Here is a 22,595-nt window from a genome sequence, read left to right as displayed (position 1 = left end):
TGGATTGTAGCGTCTCTTGCGTTAATTCATAGTCGAACCCAAGCAAGAGATTTTGGGAAGGAACGCGCCATGCGGGCCACGATGATTGAAGAGCCGGCACGACAGGTACCGCTCTATGGCGAATATGAAGTCGTCCTGCTCGGCGGCGGACCGGCCGGCATCGTCGCTGCCGCCTCAGCCGCGCGCGCAGGGCGAAAGACGCTTCTGATCGAGCGCTACGGGTTCCTCGGCGGCATGGGCACCGCTGCCGGTGTCACCAATTTTTGCGGCCTGCATGGCAATGTCTACGGCCAGGCCCATCGCCTCGTGCAGGGCATGGCGTCCGAGCTGCTGGCGCGGATCGATCGGCTCAATGGCCTGAACACGCCGCATCTGATCCTCGGCAAGGTCTTTGCCCAGGCCTATGACACCGCGGCCTACAAGATCGCGGCGGACCAACTGCTGGCGAGCCACAAGGTGCACATCCTCTTCCACGCGCTCGGCGCCGGCGTGGTGATGGGCGACAACAGCCGCATCGACGCGCTGATGGTCGAGACCAAGGCCGGACGGCGGGCGGTGCGATCAGAGATCTTCATCGATTGCTCCGGCGACGGCGACCTCGCCGTCTGGGCCGGTGCGCCATTCGACATCGGCGATGCGCACGGCCATCCGATGTATCCCTCGATGATGCTCCGTCTCAACGGCATCGATCCTGACAAGGCGGGCGATGCCTGGCGCACCATTCCGCATTTGATGGAAAAGGCGCTTGCCGCCGGCACCCACACATTCCCGCGCAAGAGCGCCATCGTACGGCCGCAGAAATCCGGCATCGAGTGGCGTGTGAACTTCACGCAAGTGGCGCGCGAGGACGGCCACGCCATCAACGGCGTCGAGCCCGACGATCTCAGCCGCGGCGAGATCGAGGGCCGCAAGCAGGCGCTCGCCGCCTTCGAATTCTTGCGCACCGTGCCGGGCTTTGAAAAATCCTACATCGTGGACCTGCCGCCGCAGCTCGGCATCCGCGAGACCCGCCGCATCAAGGGCGGCTATCAGCTCAGCGGCGAGGACGTGCTCGGCTGCGCCTCCTTCGAGGACTCCATTGGCGTCAATGGCTGGCCGATCGAGGCTCACGTTCCCGGCGACGTCGTCTTCACTTTTCCACCGATCCCGGAGTCCCGCGGCTATAACGAGCTGCCGTATCGGATGCTGGTGCCCGAAGGTGTCGACAATCTGCTGGTCGCCGGCCGTTGCGCCTCGATGACCCACGAGGGCCAGTCCGCGGCGCGGGTCTCGGGGGCCTGTTTTGCGATGGGCGAGGCGGCCGGTTCCGCCGCTGCATTGGCACTCTCCGGAAACCGGATTCCACGCGACATCCCCATTGAAAAGTTGCAGGAAACATTGAAACAACAGGGCGCCTTCATCGGACGGGACCAGCCGGTGCCCGAGGGCCTGTAACGGACTGCAAGATAAACGGCGGCGGAGGAAGCAGGATGATCGGAATTGCGCGGCTCGCGGCAGCCAGTCTTTTGGCGATCATGGCGATGGGTACAGCCCATGCCGAGGATGCGCTGAAGGCCAGGATCGGCGTGCTCCGTCTGTCCTCTTCCGCGCCGGTCTTCATCGCGCAGGACAAGGGCTATTTTCGCGAGGCCGGCCTCGAGGTCGAGCTGAAATTCTTCGACGCGGCACAGCCGATCGCGGTCGCCACCACGTCGGGCGATGTCGATTTCGGCATCACCGCCTTCACCGCCGGTCTCTACAATCTCGCCGGCAAGGGCGTGCTGAAGGTGATCGGCGGCATGAGCCGCGAGAAGGCCGGCTACCCCCTGATCGGCTATTTCGCCAGCAACAACGCCTACGCGGCTGGATTGAAGACGCCGAAGGACCTCGCGGGCAAACGCGTGGCGATGACGCAGGTCGGCTCCTCCTTCCACTATTCGCTCGGCCTGCTCGCCGACAAATACGGCTTCAAGCTCGCGGACGTGAAGATCGTGCCGCTGCAATCGTTGTCCAATGCCGCCGCCGCGCTGAAGGGCGAGACCGTCGATGCGGCGCTGCTGCCGATCTCGACGGCGCGAAAGCTCACGGACGAAGGCGGAGCGAAATTCCTGGGCTGGGTCGGCGACGAAACGCCGTGGCAACTGGGTGCGGTGTTCGCCTCGCCGAAGACGCTGACCAACAAGGCGCTGGTGACGAAGCTGCTCGGCGCCTTGGCGAAGGCGGACCGCGAATATCACGACGTCATCCTCGCCGCGATGAAGGGCGGTGTTGCGCCGATCAACGACCAGACAAAGCCGCTGCTGGAGATCATCGCAAAGTACACCAACCTCCCGGTCGAGCAGGTGGTCGGCAATTGCGCCTATATCGATCCCGACGGCAAGCTCGACGTGAAGAACGTCGACAACCAGATCAAATGGCTGCAGGAGCAGGGCTTCGTCGACAAGGGCTTTGACGCGAACGCGATCATCGCCAAGGACTATGTGAAGGCGGATTGAAAGCGGGACGAAACTTATGGACCTGATCGCCAACCGCATCACTCATCGCTTCGGCGATCTCGCCGTGCTCGACGACGTCTCGTTCACGGTCGGCGCCGGCGAGGTGGTGGCGATTGTCGGGCCCTCCGGTTGCGGAAAGAGCACGCTGCTGTCGATCCTCGGCGGCCTGCTGCAGCCGACCTCGGGCGCGCCCGAACTGCGCGGCGCGCCGCCGCCGGATAGCCTCAATCCGCTCACCTTCGTGTTCCAGGATTTCGCGCTGCTGCCTTGGGCGAGCGTCGAGGACAACGTCGAATTCCCGTTGCTGCACACTCAGCTCTCGGCCCCACAGCGCCGCGCGCTTGTCGACGATGCGTTGCGTCGCACGGGCCTGACCGATTTCCGCAACACCTATCCCAAGCAACTCTCCGGCGGCATGCGCCAGCGCGTCGGCATCTCGCGCGCGCTCGCGGTGAAGCCCGCCATTCTGCTGATGGACGAGCCGCTGTCGGCGCTGGATTCGCAGACCCGCGAGCTCTTGATGGAGGATTTCGTCCGCCTGCTCGCCGACGGCGGCATGGGCGCGGTCCATGTCACCCATAATCTCGAAGAGGCGGCGCGGCTGGCCGACCGCATTGTGGTGCTGTCGCGGCGGCCGGGGCGCATTCGCGAGGTCGTGACCGTGCCGATGACGCGCAGCGAGCGCGGCGAAGCTGCGGCGCGCGAAAAACTGCTGGCGCTGCAGAACCAGATCTGGTCGCTGATCCGCAACGAGGCCATTGATGCCGAGCGCGAGGTCCAGCATGCTTGATCGCGCGGCGACTGACATTGCGAAAGACGGAGCGACGCGGCGCGTGCGGTTTCGCGGCGCCGGCTTTGTCCCCGCCAGCAGCCGTTTCGGCGGCTGGATCGCGCTCGCTCTGGTCATCGCGATCTGGCAGGCGGCGGGCAGCACCGGCCTCGTCAATGCGCTATTTCTGCCGACGCCCGCTGCAATCGTGCGCGCGATCTATCAGCTCGCGGTCTCCGGCGCGCTCTGGCAGCATCTCTCGGCGTCGCTGCTGCGCATCGGCGTCGGCTGGCTGCTCGGCACCGCGGCCGGCGTGGTGGTCGGCTTTGCCATCGGCCTCTCCCGACTGGCGCGCAGCGTCGGCATCACCTTCATCTCGGCGCTGTTCCCGATTCCGAAGATCGCGCTGCTGCCGCTCCTGATCCTCTGGCTCGGCATCGGCGAAGAGCCGAAGATCGCGACCATCGCGCTCGGGGTGTTCTTCTCCACGGCGATCTCGGTCTACAGCGGCGTCGATGCCGTGCCGCGCAATCTCATCCGCATGGCGCAGAGTTTCAACGTTCCCTTTGCGACCATCGTGCGCAAGGTGATCTGGCCCGGCGCGCTGCCCGCGATCCTCGCCGGCTTCCGCATCACCGCCTCGGTGGCGCTGCTGCTCGTCGTCAGCGCCGAGATGATCGGCGCGCAATACGGCATCGGCGCCTTCGTGCTGCAGGCCGGCAATCTGATGCAGACGGATCAACTGCTCGCGGGCGTAGTGATCCTGTCGGTGTTCGGGCTGGCGGTGGGGAAAGTGATCAATCTGTTGGAGACGCGGTTGCTGCACTGGCGGTAGCGGCAATCACTGGCCCCGTAGGGTGGGTTAGCGAAGCGTAACCCACCACTTCTAACTCCGCAGAAAGCAGAGCGGTGGATTACGCCTTCGGCTAACTAATCCACCCTACGAAACCCTCACGCGTTGCCGCGATCTTCCCTGAACAAATCCAACTTCTGCTGCACGGGCCGATCCGAGAAGCTGAACAGCACGGCGTCCTCATCCGCCTCGTGCGTGACCCAGTGCCAGCTCGGCACCACGAACAGATCGCGGGGACCCCATTCGAAGACCGCATCGCCGATGCGGCTGCGGCCCTTGCCCTCGATCGGGCAGAACACGGTCGCGTCAGTTGACCGATAGCGCGCGGTCTTGAATCCCTTGGGCAGCAGCTGGATGAAGGTGCCGATGGTCGGCATCGCGAAATCGCCGGTCTCGGGGTTGCTGAACTTCAGCTTCAGCCCGTGGCAGGCGTCCCACTCCTGGCTCGTGCGGGCCTTCTCCAGGGCTTCGCGGGTGTAGGCGTAGGGATAGCTGAAGATCGGCGAGGTCTTCGAGTTTCGCTTGACGTCGACCGGCAGCAGATTGTGGCCGTAGCGCGCAAAGCTGTCGCCGGCGGGCTTCGTGATCTTCTGCTGATCTTCCTTCGAGCCTTCCGCAAAGGAGCAATCGAAGAACTGCACCAGGGGAATATCCAGGCCGTCGAGCCAGAACATCGGCTGATCGGTCTCGTTGGAATGATCGTGCCAGGTCATCGACGGCGTGATGATGAAGTCGCCCGGCTCCATCGCGGTGCGCTCGCCGTCAACCGCGGTATGGGCACCCTTGCCTTCGAGCACGAAGCGCAGCGCGGACTGGCTGTGCCGGTGTGCCGGCGCGACGTCGCCGGGCACCACCATCTGCACGCCGGCATAGAGCGAGGTCGTGATCTTGGACTGGCCGCGCAGACCGGGATTCTCCAGCACCAGCACGCGCCGCTCGGCTTCCTTGGCGGTGATCAGTTTACCGGCCTCCGTCATGTAGTCGCGGATGACGTCAAATTTCCAGAGGTGCGGCCGGCAGGCGCTCTTCGGCTCCGGCGTGATCAGATCGCTCATCACCGTCCACAGCGCGGTGAGGTTTTCGCCATCGATCTTCTTGTAGAAGGCCTCGCGTTCCGGCGTCTTGGTCACGGCTTCCATGGCGGCGCTCCCGTTCGTTTTGTTGATTGACAGTATACTGACGATCTAGGTAGCGTCAATGCGACGAACAAAAACGTAAGGGAGGGTTCCGATGAAGCTGCACGGCTATTTCCGCTCCAGCGCCGCCTATCGAGTGCGGATCGCGTTGAACCTGAAGGGCCTCGGGGCCGAGCACCTGCCGCACCATTTGCGCAAGGGCGAGCAATGCGCCCCTAGCTATCTCGCCATCAACCCGCAAGGCCTCGTGCCGGCGTTGGAGAACGGCGGCGCGGTGTTGACGCAATCAGTCGCGATCATCGAATGGCTCGACGAAATCCATCCCAATCCGCCGCTGCTGTCGAAGGATCCGCTGCGGCGCGCCAAGGTGAGGGCGTTCGCGCTGGCGATTGCCTGCGACACCCATCCGGTGCAGAACCTGAAAGTGCTGGCGCGGCTGCGCGAACTCGGGCTGGCTGAAGAGAAGGTCCAGGACTGGGCCGCCTGGGTCAACCGCGAAGGGCTGTCGGCCTGCGAGACGCTGATCAAGGGCGAGCCCGGGCCGTTCTGCTTCGGCGATGCGCCGACGCTCGCCGATCTCTGTCTGGTGCCGCAGCTCGCCAATGCCCGCCGTTTCGGCGTCGATGTCTCGGCCTATCCTCGCCTGCTCGCGGCGGAAGCTGCCGCAAAGGCGCTCGCCGCGTTTGCCAATGCCGCACCGGAGAAGCAGCCCGATGCCGAGTAAGGCTTCTCCTCCCATCACGATCGATGCGGTCTATGCCGCGCCGGGCTATCTGTTCCGGCGCATGCAGCAGATCGCGGTCTCGATCTTCATGGAGGAGTGCAAGGCGTTCGATCTGACCCCGGTGCAATATGCGGCGCTGATCGCGATCCACACCCATCCCGGCATCGACGCGACACGGCTGTCGGCGGTGATCGCCTTCGACCGCTCCACGCTCGGCAGCGTGATCGAACGTCTCCAGGCCAAGGACTATGTCGAACGTAAGCCGGCCCCCGAGGACAAGCGGATCAAGCTGCTCTACCTGACGAAGGCGGGCGTAGGGATCCTGCGCGAGATCATTCCCGCGGTCGAACGCGCCCAGGCGCGCATGCTGGAGCCGCTCAAGCCGGCCGATCGCAAGATGCTGATGGGGCTTATGGTGCAGCTCGTCGATCTGAACAACGAGGCATCTCGTGTGCCGCTGCGGGCCGAGGACGCTCTGGAGCATCTGGGGAAGGCGGGGTGAGGGAAGTGAGGAAGGCGCCGCTGTTGCAAGAATAGAGGTGTCATTCCCCGCGGAGGCGGGGAATCCAGTACGCTGCGGCCTATCAGTTCAATCACAACTGTCTCGGAGTACTGGATCGCCCGCCTTCGCGGGCGAGGACCGCGGTTGTGTGGCGGCGTGAGTTGCGCTACTCGCCGCGGCCGCCCTCACATCCGCAGCAACGCCTGCCGGTCGATCTTCCCCGTGCCCGTCTTCGGCAGCTCGTCGGTGAAGATCACCTCGCGCGGATATTTGTAAGGAAGCAGCTTGCCCTTGACGTAATCCTGCAGCCGCCGCGTCGCTTCACTCCGGTCGGCGGTGCGATTGTTCATCACCACCACCGCCTTCAGCGTCATGCGCCGGTCCGGCAGCTCGGCGGCGAACACCGCGCATTCGCGGATGTCGGGATGATCAGCGAGGCACAGCTCGACTTCCAGCGGGTAGACCCACTGTCCGGAAATCTTGATGAGATCGTCGGCGCGGCCGCGGAAGAAGTGGAAGCCGTCGGCATCGCGGATGAAGCGGTCGCCGGTGTAGATCCAGCCGCCCTGCCGAATCGTCTCGGCGGACTTGTCCGGCCTGTTCCAGTACAGCGGCGTGTTGGAATCGCCGCGCACCCACAAGATGCCTTCCTCGTTGTCGCCGACGTCGCGTCCATCCTTGTCGCGCAGCGCCACCTCATAGCCGGGCACGCGCAGGCCGGCGGCGCCGAGCTTCTTCTGCTCGGGGCGGTTGGAGAGATAGATGTGCAGCACCTCGGTCGAGCCGAGGCCCTCGATGATCTCCAGGCCCGTGATCGCCTTCCAGCCGTTGAAGACCTCCGCCGACAGCACCTCCGCCGCCGAGAGCGACATGCGCAGCGACGAGAAATTGGTCTTGTCCGCGCCTTCGGCCTTGGTGAGGGACGTGTAGAGCGTCGGCAGGCCGAAGAAGACCGTCGGCTTGTACTGTTCGATCGCTGCAAAGATCGACGCGGGCTTCGGCTGGCCCGGCAGCAGCAGCGTTGCGGCGCCCGCAGAGAAAGGGAAGGTGACGGAGTTGCCGAAGCCATAGGCGAAGAAGATCTTCGGCACCGAGAAGCAGATGTCATCGGGCGTCAGCTTCAGCACGTTCTGCGCAAAGGCGAGCTCGCTATAGGCCATGTCGTGCTGGAGATGCACGATGCCCTTGGGCCGGCCGGTCGAGCCGGACGAGTACATCCAGAACGCCATCTCGTTGCGATGTGTGTCCGCTTCCTCCAGATCGGCCGGGAATTGCGCGAGCCAGTCCGCCGCCGCAAGCGCGCTCGGCGCGGCGTGATTGCCCGCCTCGCCGTTGACGACGATCAGCGTGCGCAGGCGCGTGTCATTGCAAGCCTCTGCATTGAAGCGGCCACAGAACTCGGCCTCCGCCACCGCAACACTGGCTCCGGAATCGGCGAGGTAGAATTGCAATAGGTCCGGCGGCGTCAGTGTGTTGATCAGGAGCGGCACGAAGCCGGCCCGCACCGCGCCGAAGAACGCGGCCGGGTAGGCCGGCGTGTCGTCGAGAAACATCAGCACGCGGTCGCCGCGTTGCAGGCCGAGCGATGCAAAGCCGTTGCCCCAGCGGCAAGCCTCGTCGCAGAGCTCGGCATAGGTCCGCGTGCCTGCCGCACCAATGAGCGCGACCCTTTCGCCACGGCCCTTGGCGAGATTGTCGAACAGCACGCGGCTGGCGTTGTAAAGTTCCGGAACGGCAAAGCCGATCTCGCGCGCGCCCTCGCTGTCGGCGGGCACCTGGTCGAAAATCTCGTTGCTCATGCCTCGTCCCCGCCGTTCCTGGCAGCCTCGTAACGCGCCATGAAGGCTGGCGACATGTGGCGCAGGCGTGCATCGTCGATGCGGCCGGAGCGGGTGATGTAGCTATAGGCGAAGTCCATCAGGCCCTGCTGCATGTGCTGGGCAAATTGCTCGTACCAGAAGGCGCTGGTGCGCGCCGCGTTGACGAGCTTCTGCACCACCGGCTTGCGCGCGGCCTGGTAGCGATGCAGTGCGGTCGCAAGATGCGCATCCGATTCCAGCGCCTTGACCAGCGCGATGGCATCCTCGATCGCGAGCCGCGTGCCCGAGCCGATCGAGAAATGCGCGGAATGCAGGGCATCGCCGATCAGTACCATGTTCTTGAACGACCAATGCTCGTTCCAGACCCAGGGGAAGTTGCGCCAGACCGATTTGTTGGAGACGAGGCAATGGCCGCCAAGCGTGTCCGCGAACACCTCTTCGCAGACGCCCTTGGACTGCTCGACGTCCTTGTAGGCGAAACCATAGGCCTGCCAGGTCGCGTGGTCGCATTCGACCAGGAAGGTGCTCATGGCCGGCGAGTAGCGGTAGTGATGGGCGTTGAAGGCGCCGCGATCGGTCTTCACGAAGGTCTGCGACAGCGTGTCGAACCGCTTCGAGGTGCCGTACCAGACGAACTTGTTGGAGGAGTAGGACAGCGAGGTGCCGAAATCACCTTCGAAGGTGCGGCGGACCAGCGAGTTCAGCCCGTCCGCGGCAACGATCAGATCATATCCGTTGAGCTGATCGACGGCCTGAATCTGCGTATCGAAGCGCGGCGTGACGCCGACGTCGATCGCGTGCCGCTGCAGGAACCGCAGCAGCTCGAGCCGCCCGATCGAGGAGAAACCGACCCCGTCGATGGCGACGCTGTCGCCGCCGAGGTTCAGCGTGATGTTCTCCCAGCTCTCCATGTGCGGCGCGATCGCGTCGACCGTCTCGGGGTCGTCGGCGCGCAGGAATTCCAGCGCCTGGTCGGAGAACACGACGCCAAAGCCCCAGGTCGCGTCGGCCGGGTTCTGTTCGAACAGGTCGACCTGATCCTCAGGATGACGCTTCTTCCAGAGATAGGCGAAGTAGAGCCCACCGGGCCCCCCGCCAATCACGGCGATCCGCAAATTCTGCCTCCCTAATTGACAGTATACTTACTATCTAGGGGTAGACTAATGTGCTCCAGCGGCCCGCGCCAGCGGAATTATCGGCCGAGCGCAGGCGCGCCGAGCGCATCTTTGGACACACTTTTTGCGCGTGTCCCGAAACCGTCAGGTCCGAAGCATAGCCAAACCGCGCCGGGTTGGCCATCGTACCGTCAGACGCAGCGCTTTACGTAGACCCCGTTCACCAGGACCCTGGTGCAGCGGACCACCGGAACCGGCTTGCGGACCACGACGGCCGCGTTCGGTCCGGCGCAGCCGGCGCGATAGACCCCGCGAGCGCACACCACCGCATTGGCGTCGGTGGCCTCGAACGTCATGGTTGCGGCGAAGGCGAAGAGTGCAGAAGCAACCAGCAGCAATGAACGCATGTTGTCCTCCGGGTCTTGTCGTCGATAAAATCGGATATCTGCAAAGGATTTGTCGTTGCAGGCGTGCGGAAATTCATGCGCACGCCGTTCGTCATTGTTGCGCGCCTTGGCGCGTGCGCTGCCTTATCTCGCCGCGAAGGGCGCGAGCACGTCCCTGCAGGCCGGCGACAGCGATGCCGCCCTGTTGGAAAGACACTGTATGATGCGGCCGCCGCCTGGCGCCACGCCAGCGCAGACCGTGCGGATATCGGCGCCGCAGGCGGAGCGGGCGATGAACAGCTCCTCGCGCGGCAGTAGCGGGCGCAGGACGATCACGGTTGGCGCGGCCGCCGGTGCAGCTGCCGCCGCAGGCGCCGCGCCCGCGGGTACTGCCGTTGCTGCCGCCGCGCTACCGCCGGCTGCGGCGCTGACGGCCTTTTCGCAGGCCGGTGACACCCTGGCCCTGTTCTTCTCCAGGCATTCGAGCGCCGCCGCGCCGCCCGGCGGCACGCTGGCGCACACCTTGGGATAATCGGTGCGGCACGCACTCTTGACCGCTGCGATCTCCGCGCTGCTCGGTTGCCTCGCCGCAGCCGCCTTCGGCGCCGGTGCGGCGGCGGGCTTTGCTGCGGGGGCGGAGTCAGCCTTCGGTGCGGCAGGCGCCGCCTCGGCTTTGGGTGCCGCTTCCTTGGGCGCAGCCTCGGTCTTCGGCGCCGCCGGAGCGGCCTCTGTCTTTGGAGGCGCAGCAGGCTCGACCGCGCTAACCGCGGTCTGGCATCCGCCCGACAAGCTCGACATGTTCTTCTTCAGGCATTGATATGCCTCGACGCCGCCAGGCGTCACGCTCGCGCAATGCGCCATGAAGTCCGAGCGGCATGCGGAGCGGATAGCGCTCTTCTGGGCGTCGGTCGGCGCTTGTGCGAACGTGCCTGTTGCAGTTGCGAAGAGCGTTGCCGCCAGCACCGCCGTGCGCGTTGACGCATGTTTCAACGTGTTGAACATTTGAATGAATTCCTGCCCTGTCGGTAACGCCGAAGCTTATCAAAAATGATGCAAAAAATCGTGGCGCGTGAAGCGGCATCTTTGGCCGCTTCTGCTTCTGCCGCAAGTCGATATTGCGGGCGCGATTGCGACGTAAATACGTCGTCAGAGCCTGACCATCCGTTTGCCGCGGTTCTCGCCCGCAAGCAATCCGATCAGCGCCTTCGGCGTGTTCTCAAGGCCGTCGATGATGTCTTCCTGTACCTTCAGTCTGCCGGATTTGACCCAGCCCTGCAGCTCGGCGAGCGCGCGCTGGCTCTCCTTCATGTAGTCCATCACGATGAAGCCCTGCATGACGAGCCGCTTCACCACGATCAGGCCCGGCACGCCGCGCGGTCCGTGAGCGGCAGGCACGCCGTCATACTGCGAGATCGCGCCGCAGCAGGCGATGCGGCCGTAATTGTTCATCTGCGGCAGGCAGGCTTCGAGAATGTCGCCGCCGACATTGTCGAAATAGACGTCGATGCCTTTTGGCGCGGCCGCGCGCAGCGCCTTGAACACCGCGCCGTCCTTGTAGTCGACGGCGGCATCGAAGCCGAGCTCGGAGGTCAGCCAGTTGCACTTGTCCGCGCCGCCGGCGATGCCGATCACGCGGCATCCCCTAATCTTGGCGATCTGCCCGACGATCGATCCAACCGAGCCCGCGGCCGCGGAGACCACGACGGTCTCGCCCTCCCGGGGTTTGCCGATCTCCAGCAGGCCGAAATAGGCGGTGAGGCCGGCGATGCCGAACACGCTGAGCAGATGCGTCATCGGCTCGAGCTTCGGCATCTTGGTGAGATGCTTTGCCGGCACTGCCGCGAACTCCTGCCAGCCGGTGTCGCCGAACACGATGTCGCCCGCCGCAAGCCCGTCGGCCTTCGAGCTGACGACCTCGGCAATGGCGCCGCCGGCCATCACGCTGTTCGCTTCGACGGCGGAGCGATAGGTCGCGCCGTGCATCCAGGCGCGGTTGGCGGCGTCGAGCGAAATGTATCGCACGCGCAGCAGGACTTCGCCGTCCTTCGGCGCCGGCACTGTGCTCTCCACCAACTTGAAATGTTCGGGGCCGAGCTTGCCGCTGGGTTTTTCGACCAGCAAAATCTGGCGATTGACGTTGCCGCTCATGGCGTTTCCCTCTTTGAATGTCTTGACGATTATTGAAGCAGCCGCCGCAAACAAAACGTGCAAGCCGCATGCGTTGTGCGCTGCATGAAGGCTAGAGCGCGGCGTTCCATTTCACAACGGGAACATCCGGCCAACGCGGTCACACGCAAAGCGTGTTGCGTCGTTGTGATAACTGCGACATCATGAAGCGCCGGTGTACGTGGGGGTAAACGATGTCGAACAGGTTTACGCAATACATTCTGGCGGCGATGGTGCTCGGCATCGTCATGGGGGCGGCGATCTACAACTTCCTGCCGGATACCCGCGGCGAGTGGGCGTCTGCCATCAACCTGATCGCCATGATGTTCCTGCGCCTGATCAAGATGATCATCGCGCCGCTGGTGTTCGCGACCCTGGTCGGCGGCATCGCCCATATGGGCTCGGGCTCGAAGCTCGGCCGCATCTTCGCCAAGACCATGGGCTGGTTCATCAGCGCTTCCTTCATCTCGCTGCTGCTGGGCCTCATCATGGTCAATCTGCTGCAGCCCGGCGCGAACTTCCCCGGCACGCTGCCTGCGGCGGGCCAATCGACCGGCCTGCCGGTCTCGGCCTTCTCGATCGAGAAATTCCTGACCCATCTGATCCCGACCTCGATCGCGGACGCGATGGCGCAGAACGAGATCCTGCAGATCGTGATCTTCGCGGTGTTCTTCTCGGTGGCGATGGGCGCAATGCCCGAGCGCTCCAAGCCGATCCTCGCGATGATCGACGACATCGGCCACATCATGCTGAAGGTGACGAGCTACGTGATGCTGTTCGCGCCGCTCGCGGTGTGGGCCGCCATCACCGCGACGGTGGCCAAGAACGGCCTCGCCGTGCTCTGGAAGCTCGTCGTCTTCATGGGCGGCTTCTATCTCTCGCTGATGATCCTGTGGGCCATCCTGGTCATCGTCGGCTTCATCGTGATCGGGCCGCGCTACAGCCATCTTCTGAAGCTGGTCCGCGAGCCGCTGATGATCGCGTTCTCGACCGCAAGCTCGGAAGCCGCGTATCCGAAGACGCTGGAGGCGCTCAATCGATTCGGTGCCTCGTCGCGGATCTCGAGCTTCGTGCTGCCGCTGGGTTATTCCTTCAATCTCGACGGCACGATGATGTATTGCACCTTCGCCAGCATCTTCATCGCGCAGAGCTACCACATCGACATGCCGCTCGGCACCCAGCTCGCGATGCTGGCGACCCTGATGATCACTTCCAAGGGCGTCGCCGGCGTGCCGCGCGCCTCGCTCGTGGTGATCGCCTCGACGCTGTCGCAGTTCAACATTCCCGAGGCGGGCCTCTTGATGATCATGGGCATCGACACCTTCCTCGACATGGGCCGCAGCGCCACCAACGTGATCGGCAACACGCTGGCGACTTCGGTCGTGGCCAAATGGGAAGGCGAGCTTGGGCCGGAGCATGCGATGGGACCTGATGATGCCGTGCCTGATGACATGATTCCCGGCGAAGTGCCCGCGATGGCCGGCCATGGGTAGGAGCGAACCATGGGCCAGATATCGGCGAGGTCGCTGACCTCAGGCGGCTTGCTACTTGCGGCATCGTTGCTCGCGACCTCCTTGTTCGCGACCTCGGCATTCGCGCAGACCGGCGGCGAAGGGCTCAGCCCGACGCTGGCGGCCGTCAAGAAAGCGCATACCGTGAGGCTCGGCTATCGCGAGAGCTCGCCGCCGTTCTCCTTCGTCGACCAGTCGGGCCGTCCGATCGGCTACAGCCTCGAGCTCTGCGAGGCCATCGTCGAGGAGATCGGCGTCGAAGTCGACGATCCCAATCTGAAGATCGACTACGTCAAGGTCACCTCGGACGACCGCATCGACGCCGTGCTGGCGAACAAGATCGACCTGGAATGCGGCTCGACCACCGCGAACGCGGAGCGCGGCAAGCGCGTCGCGTTCTCGCCGCTGATGTTCGTCGCCGGCACCAAGCTGATGGTGCCGAAAGCATCCAGCGTTCAGTCGCTGACCGATCTGAAGGGCAAGACCATCGTGGTGACAAGGGGCACCACCAATGAGCAGGCGATCCAGGCGGCGGACAAGAAATTCTCGCTGGGCCTCAACATCGTCACCTCTCCCGACCACGAGCAATCCTACCAGATGCTCGCCGACGGCAAGGCCGATGCGTTCGCGACCGACGACATCCTGCTCTCCGGCCTGATCGCGCGCCACAAGGCGCAGGACAAGTTTCGCGTCACCGGCGATTATTTGTCCTACGACCCCTACGGCATCATGTTCAAGAAGGGCGAGCCGCAGCTCGCGGCCGTGGTCGAGCGCGCCTTCCGCAAGCTCGGCTCCAACCGCGACCTCGTTCCGCTCTACAACAAATGGTTCACCGCACGGCTTCCGACCGGCGAACGTCTGAACGTGCCGATCTCGCTGCAGCTGGAAGAGGCGTTCAAGGCGATGGACGATTCAGCGAGCGCGAATAATTGAAGGGTGGGCTCGCTGCACCTTCTCCCCTTGTGGGCTCGCAAGGGGAGAAGGATTTGCACTGAGCGCTAGGCTTCAGCCTTTGCCAAGCACCCGGTCCAGCGCCGCGTCATACGCCGCCTGCACCAGTTCGGGATGCAGCTTCCCCAGCGCCTCCATCATCACGCCGGAATTGATCTCGAGCGCGCGCCACTCGCCATCCACGCGCACCACGTCGATCGACGCAAAGGTGATGCCGACGGCGCGCGCGGCGTCGATCGCGAGCTTGACGCAGGCCGTTCGAACCTCGCCGTCCTCCAGCAACACCGGCTTTGCGCCGGCATCGAGATTATGTCGCCAATCCGTGCCGCGCTGCTTGCTGTAGACGACGAGGGGCCGCTCATCGAGTAGCACGACGCGCACCTCGTTCTCGATCGCGACGTAGGGCGAGATCACGAGCCCTGTGCTCATCGAAAACACCTCGCCAGCCGCGTGGTCGAGCTCCGTCTCCGTCGTCACCTTGAACACCGAGCGCCCCGACGTTCCCTCGTTCGGCTTGACCACCACGCCTTGCGGATGGTCGTGAAGCAGTTCGAGCATCGCCTGACGCCAGCCAGCGCCAACGACCTTCTCGCCCAGCTTCGGGTTGAGAAAGAGATGATGCGGAATGCTGGGCACGCCCGTAAGCGCCAGCGCTTCTGATGTCGCCGATTTGTCGTTGGCGAGGCGGTGGGCGATGGCGCTGTTGAGGCCGATGTCGTAGCCGAAGGCGAAGCGCCGCTCATCGCCGCGGCGCATCGCGATCAGCCAGCCATCGGCGCGGACGTCGACCGCGATGCCATGCTCCGCGCCATAGCGCCTGATCGCCTGGACGAAGATTCGCTCGTCGCTTGCCGCCATGTGCTTCTGTCGTGTTTCAGGCGTTCCTGGCGCCAAAAGCCGCAAAAATGCGGGAATCGGCGCCAAACCGAGGTGAAAGTCAGAGCTATTCTTAATGAAATTCTCGCGAGCGCGATGGAAATTAAGTGCTGCATTTAAGCGCCGCAGGGAAAAGAAATTGCCCACCGCGCGCGTCCGGCAGCAGTTTCATTAACAATACGGCCAAATCCGCCGCAAATGCCGATTTGACCGGCATCAATTGCATCCGGAACGAGGTTGATTATTGGTCTCAATGGCGTAGATCACACACGCGAAATCCTCCGCCATGGCAATGGTGTCCGCCCCGTTTCAGGGCCGGGCAGCGCTTTTGCCCTAAAACCGCAATTATTCGGAATATCGAAAATCATGAGCGCGTTTTACCGAGAGAAGGTTCTTTCCGTCCAGCACTGGACCGACACGCTGTTCAGCTTCCGCGCCACGCGCGATTCCGGCTTCCGTTTCCAGAACGGCCAGTTCGCGATGATCGGCCTCGAGATCGACGGCCGTCCGCTGCTGCGCGCCTACAGCATGGCGAGCGCCAACCACGAGGAAGAGCTCGAGTTCTTCTCGATCAAGGTGCAGGACGGCCCGCTGACCTCGCGCCTGCAGAAGATCAAGGAAGGCGACACCATCCTGGTCGGCCGCAAGGCGACCGGCACGCTGATTACCGACAATCTGCTTCCCGGCAAGCGCCTGATGCTGCTCTCGACGGGGACGGGCCTCGCGCCGTTCGCGAGCCTGATCAAGGACCCCGAGGTCTATGACCAGTTCGAGTCCATCGTGCTTGTGCACGGCTGCCGCCAGGTCTCGGAGCTTGCCTATGGCGAGAAGCTGGTCGCCTCCTTGCGCGAAGACGAGCTGTTCGGCGAGCTGCTCGCCGATAAGCTGATCTATTACCCGACCGTGACCCGCGAGCCGTTCAGGAATCGCGGCCGTATCACCGACCTCATCAGTTCCGAGCAGATCTTCAACGATATCGGGCAATCGCCGCTCGACATCGCAACCGACCGCATCATGATGTGCGGCAGCCCGGGGATGCTGGAAGAGCTGAAGGTGATGTTCGAAGGCCGCGATTTCATCGAAGGCAGTGGCAACAAGCCCGGCCATTTCGTGATCGAGAAGGCGTTCGTCGAGCGGTAAGCTCCGACCGCGGTCTCGTGCCCCGGACGCAGTGCAGCGCCCTTTCGGCGATGCGCTGCAGGGCCGGGGCCATCTCGCCATCTCGGATGCTGTGGCATTCTGGGTCTGCGACCGTCTCTGCTGCACTGCAAAACCCGACCATCGGGCCGATTGATTTATCTCGGCCGAATTCGCTAGCCTGAAACAAGGGCCGCGTCATATCCGTATGACAGGCGAGGGCGTATCGTACCGCCTCATGCTGGCGAGAGGATGGGAATCGTGGCCGACGACACCAAGACGCAGGACTCCTCCCAACACTCATCCCACAAGCGCCTGCCGCTGGCGGAGGAAGGGATCATGGAAACCCTGCTGCTGCCATTCTCGCCGCGCTTCATCGTGCTGACGATCTGCGCGGTCGTCACCGCGCTCCTGATCGGCATCGGCATCGCCGACGGCAAGATCTTCGACATCCTGCTGATTCCGATCCTGATCTTCGGCGCGTTGACGCTGCTCGGCGTCCGCGATCTGCTGCAGAAGAGCCACGCGGTGCTGCGCAACTATCCGATTTCGGCGCATATCCGCTTCCTGCTCGAAGAGATCCGCCCGGAGATGCGTCAGTATTTCTTCGAGAGCGAGAAGGACGGTATGCCGTTCTCGCGCGACACCCGCGCGGTGGTCTATCAGCGCGCCAAGATGGAGCTCGACAAGCGTCCGTTCGGCACCCAGGAGGACGTCTACCGCCAAGGCTATGAGTGGATGCATCACTCCGTCTCGCCGAAGACGCATGCCGAGGAGAAGTTCCGCATCAGCATTGGCGGGCCCGACTGCAAGAAGCCCTATTCGGCCTCGGTGTTCAACATTTCCGCGATGAGCTTTGGCGCGCTCAGCCCCAATGCCGTGCGTGCGCTCAACGCCGGCGCGAAGAAGGGCGGCTTCGCGCACGACACCGGCGAGGGCGGCGTCAGCCCCTACCACCGCGAGATGGGCGGCGACATCATCTGGGAGATCGGCTCCGGCTATTTCGGCTGCCGTCATCTCGACGGCAGCTTCGATCCCGAGGCGTTCGCGCGCGTCGCGGGCGACGACCAGATCAAGATGGTCGAGCTCAAGGTCAGCCAGGGCGCCAAGCCCGGCCATGGCGGCGTATTGCCGGCGGCGAAGGTCTCCGAGGAGATCTCCAAGATCCGCGGCGTCGCGATGGGCGAGGACTGTATCTCGCCGGCCTCGCACCGCGCATTCTCGACCCCTGTTGGCATGATGCAGTTCATCGCCGAGATGCGGCGCCTGTCCGGCGGGAAGCCGGCCGGCTTCAAGCTGTGCATCGGCCATCCCTGGGAATTCCTGGCGATCTGCAAGGCGATGCTCCAGACCGGCATCTATCCCGATTTCATCGTGGTCGACGGCAACGAAGGCGGCACCGGTGCGGCGCCGCTGGAATTCATGGATCATTTGGGCATGCCGATGCGCGAGGGCGTCAATTTCGTCCACAACGCGCTGATCGGCATCAATGCGCGCGACCGCATCAGGATCGGTGCCTCCGGCAAGATCGCCACCGCCTTCGACATGGCGCGCGCCATGGCGATCGGTGCCGATTATTGCAACTCGGCGCGCGGCTTCATGTTCTCGCTCGGCTGCATCCAGTCGCTGAGCTGCCACACCGACCGCTGCCCGACCGGGGTGGCGACGCAGGACCCGACGCGTGCGCGTGCGCTTTACGTGCCGCTCAAGATCGACCGCGTGCACAATTATCACCACGCGACGCTGCATTCGCTGACCGAACTGATCGCCGCCGCGGGCCTCGAGCATCCGCAGCAGCTGCGCCCGATTCACTTCAGCCAGCGGACGTCCACGACGCAGGTCCAATCCTTCGCGCGGCTTTATCCGGAGCTGCGTCCCGGTGAACTGCTCGAAGGCACCGAAGATCCGCGCTTCCGCGAGGCCTGGCGGATGGCGCAGACCGACACGTTCCAGCCGGCCCTGTAAGGGGCCGTCCACCTCATGGTACCGCCGCGCTTTGCGACGGTACAAAATCATCGCGAATGCACCGTGTCTTAATGTCTATGTCAGCTTTGGGTGTAGATTGTCGCTATGGACGATCGACGCGACAAAGCCAGACATCGTGTGCTGAAGGCCGGAACGATCGAGTTCGGCGGCGGCGCGATCGACTGCACCGTCCGCAATTTCTCGGACACCGGCGCGGCCCTCGACGTCACCAGCCCGGTCGGAATTCCCGAACGTTTCACCCTGTTCATCCCGGCCGACGGAACGCATCTCGCCTGCACCGTGGTCTGGCGCAAGGAGAAGCGGATCGGCGTGAAGTTCGGATGAGGATGAGTTGGCGCTCGCATCAGCGCGCTCGAACTACCCCGTCTCGACCTCACTCAACCGGCTCGCCAGAATCTTGTCGATCCGCCGCCCGTCGAGATCGACCACCTCGATGTGCCAGCCGCCGAAGTCGAAGGCGTCGCCGGTGTCGGGCAGCGCGTTGAACTGCTGCAGCACCAGGCCCGCCACCGTGTTGTAGCGGTGCGGCGGTAGTTGGACACCGAGCAATTCGCCGAATTCGTCGACCGGCATCCAGCCGGCGACCAGGAGCGAATCGTCGGCACGCCTCACGAAGGCCGGCTCCGGCGGTCCCTCCTCCGAATGGAAGGCGCCGACGATCGATTCGAGGATGTCGGCGGCCGTGACCATGCCTTCAAAGCCGCCGTATTCGTCGTAGACGAAACCGACGTGAACCGGCGCGGCCTTCAGGATGGTCACCACGTCGCGCGCGTCTGCCGACGCCGGGATGCCGGGCGCCTCGCGAACGAGCGCGCGCAGGTCCGGCGTCCGTTCGCTCATATAGGCGACCAGCAGGTCCTTGGCCTGGAGCACGCCGATCGGCTTGTCGCGGTCGCCGTCGGAGACGGGAAAGCGCGAATGCGGGCTCTTGGCGATGATCTCCTGGATGGCGGCGGGATCGTCGTTGAGGTCGATCTCGTCGACCTCCGTGCGCGGCGTCATCACCGCGCCGACCGGCCGGTCGCCGAGCCGCATCACGCCGGCGATCATCTCCTTCTCACCGGGTTCGAGCACGCCTGCGCTCTCGGCCTCGTTGACGAGGTGATGGATCTCGTCCTCCGAGACTTTCTCCTCAGACTTGCCGCCGCGGCCGAGCATGGTGAGGATCAGCTTGCCCGAAAGATCCAGCAGAAAGACCAGCGGCAGCGAGACCTTCGAAAGCACGTGCATGGCGGGCGCAACCCGGACCGCGATGCTTTCGGGGTCGCGCAGCGCCACCTGTTTCGGCACCAGCTCACCGACGATCAGGGTGGCGTAGGTGATGAGCGTGACGACGATGCCGACGCCGACGATGTCGGCAATGCCCGCGGACAGGCCGAGCTCGAGCAGCCATTGCGTCAGCCGCTGCCCGAGCGTCGCGCCGGAGAACGCGCCGGAGAGCACGCCGACCAGCGTGATGCCGATCTGCACCGTCGAGAGGAATTTGCCGGGATCGGCGGCCAGCGTCAGCGCCCGCTCGGCGCCGCGCACGCCCTTGGCGGCGAGCAGCGACAGCCGCGCCGGGCGGGACGAAACCACAGCCAGCTCCGACATGGACAAGAGGCCGTTGATGACGATCAGGACGACGACGACGACGAGTTCGACCGAGAGCATTGACATTCCGAGGTAAGGGAGTGTGTCCGGATGAACGGCACATCCCTTGATATAGGTATTTTGCGAGGGATTGCCGGCAATTTTTCCGCATTGGCGTCCCGGGAACAGCGCGACAGAACGCGGGCCGGCCGGTGTGCGCGCCCCGTGGAACTACGGGATGGCCGTTGTTTAACGGGCTCTTAGTGGCCAGCGGCTAGTTTTCGACATTGCAGAAATTTATTCGGGAGACCGCAAGATGCGGATCGGGAAGCTTTTCGCGCTGTCGATGCTGACGGTGACGGTTTTCGCAGTCATCCTCGGCGCCGAGGTGCTGATACCTCAGACGCGCATCTTCACGAACCGCTCCGACGCGATCAGGACCGTCGATGCCTTTGGCGCCATGCTGACGGTCAGCCAGCACGTCGCCGGACTTCGTGCGCCCTACATCTCTCCCATCTTCCAGGAGGGCGCTGCGACGCAGACCCAGAGCGAAGCTGCCGGGAAGGCTGCGAAAGCGGCCGATGCCGCCTTCGAGGCCGCCCGGCGCGCCATCATGGCACTCGATGACAGCGCAGCGATGGTCGAAACCCTGGATCGCGCCGCCCGGCGGCTCAAGGACGTTTATACGGCGGCAGATCGCGCGATGAGCGTGCCCCTGGCGGCACGCGACAGCGCCGTGGTCAAGGGCTTCCTGCCCGCTGTTGCCGAGGTCATCAGCAAGATCGAGCCCATCATGAACCGGCTCGAAGGGCAGGTCGTCAATGCCGATTCCTCGCTCGCGGCGTTTCTGGGCATGGCGCGAACGGCGCAGGATCTGCGCGTCTCGGCCGGCAGCCGCGCCGCCACGCTGTCGCCGGCGCTGTCGGCACGCCGTCCGCTGGTGGCGGCCGAATTCTCGCTCATGGATCGCATGCAGGGACGTGTGGAAGCCGACCGCGAGCGTATCGAAGCCGGCATGGAGATGCTCGGCAATCCGCCCCGGATTGCCACCGCGCTGAAGGCGGCGACGGAGTCCTATTTTGGCAAAGCAGCGCTGGTCGTCGAAAAGGAGATGCCCGCAGCGAGGGGTGACGGCAAGTACGGCGTCGACGCCGACGAGCTGGCGAAGGTCATCGTGCCGGCCATCCAGATGTTCTACGGCGTGCGCGATGCCGCATTGGCCGAAGCGGCCGACCGTGCCTCGGCCGCGCGCGATGGCGCACTGGCGATGCTCGCGCTCGCGGGCGTGGTGGTGCTGGCGCTGCTCGGGACGCTCGGTGGCGTGACCCTGATGCTGCGCAGGCGCGTGGTGGCACCGCTCGGCCGGATCGCGGACGTGATCGGAACACTCGCCGCCGGACAGCACGAGGTCGAGATCCCCGCGACGGGCCGCAAGGACGAGATCGGTCAGGTGGCGGGCTCGCTGCAGCACTTCAAGGATTCGCTGCTCGCCAAGAAGGCTGCCGACCAGGCGGCCGCGGTCGAAGCCGACGCGAAGCTCCGGCGCAGCCAGCGCATGGACCAGATCGCGCGCGAGTTCGAAGCCATGATCGGCGACGTGATCAACACGGTGTCGTCGGCTTCCTCGGAGCTGGAAGTGTCAGCGGGAACGCTGACGAGCACGGCCGATCAATCGGAGAAGGTCACCGCAACCGTCGCGGCCGCGTCCGAACAGGCCTCCACCAACGTGCAGACCGTCGCTTCGGCGGCCGAGGAGATGGCCTCGTCGGTCGACGAGATCAGCCGGCAGGTGCAGGACTCCGCGCGCATCGCCGGCGAGGCGGTGCAACAGGCCGGGCGGACCAACGACCATGTCGGGGAGCTTGCCAAGGCCGCGGGGCGGATCGGCGACGTCGTCGAGCTCATCAGCCAGATCGCGGGCCAGACCAATCTTCTGGCTCTCAACGCCACGATCGAGGCCGCGCGCGCCGGTGAGGCCGGGCGCGGCTTTGCGGTGGTCGCCTCCGAGGTCAAGGCGCTGGCCGAGCAGACCGCCAAGGCCACCGGCGAGATCAGTCAGCAGATCACGGGGATTCAGACAGCGACGGAAGAGTCCGTCGGCGCCATCAAGGCGATCGGCGACACCATCACCCGGATGTCCGAGATTGCGTCCGCGATCGCCTCGGCGGTCGAGGAGCAGGGCGCAGCGACGCGGGAGATTTCCCGCAACGTGCAGCAGGCGGCACGCGGCACGCGGCACCCAGCAGGTCTCCGCCAGCATCGTGGACGTGCAGCGCGGCGCGAGCCAGACCGGATCGGCCTCCTCCAACGTGCTGGCGTCGGCCAGGTCGCTGTCCGGCGAGAGCAGCCGCCTCAAGGTCGAGGTCGGCAAGTTCCTGGACGCGATCCGGGCGGCGTAGAGCTGCAGCGCTTCTCCCCGCCGGGAGAAGCAATCGCATTTGAAGCGGGACGTGCCCGCGGCCCATCCTTCGAGGCGCGCGCAAGTGCGCGCCCTCAGGATGAGGACGGAGTGCGCGGTCGCAATTCGACAAGCACCGACGTGGCTTAGCCTCATCCTGAGGAGACCGCGAAGCGGTCGTCTCGAAGGACGAGGCGCGCAGATCCTCTCGCCAAGCAG

The 22,595-nt window shown here is 64.6% G+C and carries 19 protein-coding genes and 1 pseudogene; 12 read left to right on the top strand and 8 right to left on the bottom strand.

Going from position 1 to position 22,595, the window contains the following annotated elements; genetic code table 11:
• Window positions 1-69: 69 nt before the first annotated feature.
• From IVB24_RS00170 to IVB24_RS00155, 4 genes are read left to right on the top strand one after another with little or no spacing between them, the layout of a single operon-like run.
• Window positions 70-1,434 (top strand): FAD-dependent oxidoreductase, encoded by a 1,365-nt coding sequence (locus IVB24_RS00170; RefSeq protein ID WP_247771679.1) that lies wholly within the window; start codon window positions 70-72, stop codon window positions 1,432-1,434.
• A gap of 35 nt (window positions 1,435-1,469) precedes the next feature.
• Complete coding sequence (locus tag IVB24_RS00165; protein ID WP_247771678.1) at window positions 1,470-2,474, top strand: ABC transporter substrate-binding protein; 1,005 nt, start codon at window positions 1,470-1,472, stop codon at window positions 2,472-2,474.
• A gap of 16 nt (window positions 2,475-2,490) precedes the next feature.
• A complete protein-coding gene (locus IVB24_RS00160; RefSeq protein ID WP_247771677.1) occupies window positions 2,491-3,264 on the top strand; it encodes an ABC transporter ATP-binding protein in 774 nt (257 codons plus the stop codon).
• On the top strand, window positions 3,257-4,078 hold the full coding sequence (locus IVB24_RS00155) for an ABC transporter permease (RefSeq protein ID WP_162308323.1): 822 nt from the start codon (window positions 3,257-3,259) through the stop codon (window positions 4,076-4,078). Before IVB24_RS00160 ends, IVB24_RS00155 begins: the two co-directional genes overlap by 8 nt.
• A gap of 116 nt (window positions 4,079-4,194) precedes the next feature.
• Here the strand turns inward: IVB24_RS00155 and gtdA are convergent, their stop codons facing one another.
• A complete protein-coding gene (gene gtdA, locus IVB24_RS00150; RefSeq protein ID WP_094973407.1) occupies window positions 4,195-5,235 on the bottom strand; it encodes a gentisate 1,2-dioxygenase in 1,041 nt (346 codons plus the stop codon).
• A 91-nt stretch (window positions 5,236-5,326) separates the two neighbouring features.
• Between gtdA and maiA the strand changes: the two genes are divergently transcribed.
• The gene (gene maiA / locus IVB24_RS00145) at window positions 5,327-5,956 is read left to right on the top strand and encodes a maleylacetoacetate isomerase (protein ID WP_247771676.1); all 630 of its coding nucleotides are present in this window, start codon (window positions 5,327-5,329) and stop codon (window positions 5,954-5,956) included.
• Window positions 5,946-6,458, top strand: coding sequence for a MarR family transcriptional regulator (locus IVB24_RS00140; RefSeq protein ID WP_247771675.1), 513 nt, complete (start codon window positions 5,946-5,948; stop codon window positions 6,456-6,458). The genes maiA and IVB24_RS00140 overlap by 11 nt, the downstream gene beginning before the upstream one ends.
• 185 nt (window positions 6,459-6,643) lie before the next feature.
• On the opposite strand, the gene IVB24_RS00135 is transcribed toward IVB24_RS00140, so the two are convergent.
• The 5 genes from IVB24_RS00135 to IVB24_RS00115 form a co-directional block, all read right to left on the bottom strand.
• On the bottom strand, window positions 6,644-8,257 hold the full coding sequence (locus IVB24_RS00135; RefSeq protein ID WP_247771674.1) for a benzoate-CoA ligase family protein: 1,614 nt from the start codon (window positions 8,255-8,257) through the stop codon (window positions 6,644-6,646).
• Window positions 8,254-9,393 carry an FAD-dependent monooxygenase gene (locus IVB24_RS00130; RefSeq protein ID WP_247771673.1) on the bottom strand — a complete coding sequence of 380 codons (1,140 nt, stop codon included), beginning with the start codon at window positions 9,391-9,393 and terminating at the stop codon, window positions 8,254-8,256. Before IVB24_RS00130 ends, IVB24_RS00135 begins: the two co-directional genes overlap by 4 nt.
• Window positions 9,394-9,584: 191 nt before the next feature.
• Window positions 9,585-9,800 (bottom strand): hypothetical protein, encoded by a 216-nt coding sequence (locus IVB24_RS00125; protein ID WP_094973403.1) that lies wholly within the window; start codon window positions 9,798-9,800, stop codon window positions 9,585-9,587.
• Window positions 9,801-9,923: 123 nt separating this feature from the next.
• Window positions 9,924-10,781 carry a cysteine rich repeat-containing protein gene (locus IVB24_RS00120; RefSeq protein ID WP_247771672.1) on the bottom strand — a complete coding sequence of 286 codons (858 nt, stop codon included), beginning with the start codon at window positions 10,779-10,781 and terminating at the stop codon, window positions 9,924-9,926.
• Window positions 10,782-10,925: 144 nt separating this feature from the next.
• On the bottom strand, window positions 10,926-11,927 hold the full coding sequence (locus tag IVB24_RS00115; RefSeq protein ID WP_247771671.1) for an NADP-dependent oxidoreductase: 1,002 nt from the start codon (window positions 11,925-11,927) through the stop codon (window positions 10,926-10,928).
• 212 nt (window positions 11,928-12,139) lie between these two features.
• Between IVB24_RS00115 and IVB24_RS00110 the strand changes: the two genes are divergently transcribed.
• Window positions 12,140-13,438, top strand: coding sequence for a dicarboxylate/amino acid:cation symporter (locus tag IVB24_RS00110; protein WP_247771670.1), 1,299 nt, complete (start codon window positions 12,140-12,142; stop codon window positions 13,436-13,438).
• Between the two features lie 9 nt (window positions 13,439-13,447).
• Entirely contained in the window at window positions 13,448-14,389 is a 942-nt protein-coding gene (locus IVB24_RS00105) for an amino acid ABC transporter substrate-binding protein (protein ID WP_247771669.1), read from the top strand.
• Between the two features lie 72 nt (window positions 14,390-14,461).
• On the opposite strand, the gene IVB24_RS00100 is transcribed toward IVB24_RS00105, so the two are convergent.
• The gene (locus IVB24_RS00100) at window positions 14,462-15,265 is read right to left on the bottom strand and encodes a RimK-like protein (RefSeq protein WP_247771668.1); all 804 of its coding nucleotides are present in this window, start codon (window positions 15,263-15,265) and stop codon (window positions 14,462-14,464) included.
• A 384-nt stretch (window positions 15,266-15,649) separates the two neighbouring features.
• Between IVB24_RS00100 and IVB24_RS00095 the strand changes: the two genes are divergently transcribed.
• The 3 genes from IVB24_RS00095 (at window position 15,650) to IVB24_RS00085 (ending at window position 18,730) form a co-directional block, all read left to right on the top strand.
• Window positions 15,650-16,423, top strand: a complete 774-nt coding sequence (locus IVB24_RS00095; protein WP_094973397.1) for a ferredoxin--NADP reductase — start codon at window positions 15,650-15,652, stop codon at window positions 16,421-16,423.
• 249 nt (window positions 16,424-16,672) lie between these two features.
• Window positions 16,673-18,385, top strand: coding sequence for an FMN-binding glutamate synthase family protein (locus IVB24_RS00090; RefSeq protein ID WP_181955134.1), 1,713 nt, complete (start codon window positions 16,673-16,675; stop codon window positions 18,383-18,385).
• 105 nt (window positions 18,386-18,490) lie between these two features.
• The gene (locus IVB24_RS00085; RefSeq protein WP_094973396.1) at window positions 18,491-18,730 is read left to right on the top strand and encodes a PilZ domain-containing protein; all 240 of its coding nucleotides are present in this window, start codon (window positions 18,491-18,493) and stop codon (window positions 18,728-18,730) included.
• A 33-nt stretch (window positions 18,731-18,763) separates the two neighbouring features.
• Here IVB24_RS00085 and IVB24_RS00080 read toward each other — a convergent pair whose 3' ends face one another.
• Window positions 18,764-20,059 carry a hemolysin family protein gene (locus IVB24_RS00080; protein WP_166467378.1) on the bottom strand — a complete coding sequence of 432 codons (1,296 nt, stop codon included), beginning with the start codon at window positions 20,057-20,059 and terminating at the stop codon, window positions 18,764-18,766.
• A gap of 235 nt (window positions 20,060-20,294) precedes the next feature.
• Here IVB24_RS00080 and IVB24_RS00075 point away from each other — a divergent pair.
• Window positions 20,295-22,377, top strand: a pseudogene (locus IVB24_RS00075) (HAMP domain-containing methyl-accepting chemotaxis protein).
• Window positions 22,378-22,595: the final 218 nt, after the last annotated feature.

The organism is Bradyrhizobium sp. 192 (assembly GCF_023100965.1).
GTDB classification, from domain to species: domain Bacteria; phylum Pseudomonadota; class Alphaproteobacteria; order Rhizobiales; family Xanthobacteraceae; genus Bradyrhizobium; species Bradyrhizobium symbiodeficiens.
The sequence above is the reverse complement of the archived record's forward strand: the minus strand, read 5'-3'. Positions and strand labels throughout refer to the sequence as shown.

Coding starts and splice junctions, on each gene's coding strand:
- IVB24_RS00170 (WP_247771679.1), top strand. CDS start 70: ATGCGGGCCACGATGATTGAAGAGCCGGCACGACAGGTACCGCTCTAT.
- IVB24_RS00165 (WP_247771678.1), top strand. CDS start 1,470: ATGATCGGAATTGCGCGGCTCGCGGCAGCCAGTCTTTTGGCGATCATG.
- IVB24_RS00160 (WP_247771677.1), top strand. CDS start 2,491: ATGGACCTGATCGCCAACCGCATCACTCATCGCTTCGGCGATCTCGCC.
- IVB24_RS00155 (WP_162308323.1), top strand. CDS start 3,257: ATGCTTGATCGCGCGGCGACTGACATTGCGAAAGACGGAGCGACGCGG.
- gtdA (WP_094973407.1), bottom strand. CDS start 5,235: ATGGAAGCCGTGACCAAGACGCCGGAACGCGAGGCCTTCTACAAGAAG.
- maiA (WP_247771676.1), top strand. CDS start 5,327: ATGAAGCTGCACGGCTATTTCCGCTCCAGCGCCGCCTATCGAGTGCGG.
- IVB24_RS00140 (WP_247771675.1), top strand. CDS start 5,946: ATGCCGAGTAAGGCTTCTCCTCCCATCACGATCGATGCGGTCTATGCC.
- IVB24_RS00135 (WP_247771674.1), bottom strand. CDS start 8,257: ATGAGCAACGAGATTTTCGACCAGGTGCCCGCCGACAGCGAGGGCGCG.
- IVB24_RS00125 (WP_094973403.1), bottom strand. CDS start 9,800: ATGCGTTCATTGCTGCTGGTTGCTTCTGCACTCTTCGCCTTCGCCGCA.
- IVB24_RS00120 (WP_247771672.1), bottom strand. CDS start 10,781: ATGTTCAACACGTTGAAACATGCGTCAACGCGCACGGCGGTGCTGGCG.
- IVB24_RS00115 (WP_247771671.1), bottom strand. CDS start 11,927: ATGAGCGGCAACGTCAATCGCCAGATTTTGCTGGTCGAAAAACCCAGC.
- IVB24_RS00110 (WP_247771670.1), top strand. CDS start 12,140: ATGTCGAACAGGTTTACGCAATACATTCTGGCGGCGATGGTGCTCGGC.
- IVB24_RS00105 (WP_247771669.1), top strand. CDS start 13,448: ATGGGCCAGATATCGGCGAGGTCGCTGACCTCAGGCGGCTTGCTACTT.
- IVB24_RS00100 (WP_247771668.1), bottom strand. CDS start 15,265: ATGGCGGCAAGCGACGAGCGAATCTTCGTCCAGGCGATCAGGCGCTAT.
- IVB24_RS00095 (WP_094973397.1), top strand. CDS start 15,650: ATGAGCGCGTTTTACCGAGAGAAGGTTCTTTCCGTCCAGCACTGGACC.
- IVB24_RS00090 (WP_181955134.1), top strand. CDS start 16,673: ATGGGAATCGTGGCCGACGACACCAAGACGCAGGACTCCTCCCAACAC.
- IVB24_RS00085 (WP_094973396.1), top strand. CDS start 18,491: ATGGACGATCGACGCGACAAAGCCAGACATCGTGTGCTGAAGGCCGGA.
- IVB24_RS00080 (WP_166467378.1), bottom strand. CDS start 20,059: ATGCTCTCGGTCGAACTCGTCGTCGTCGTCGTCCTGATCGTCATCAAC.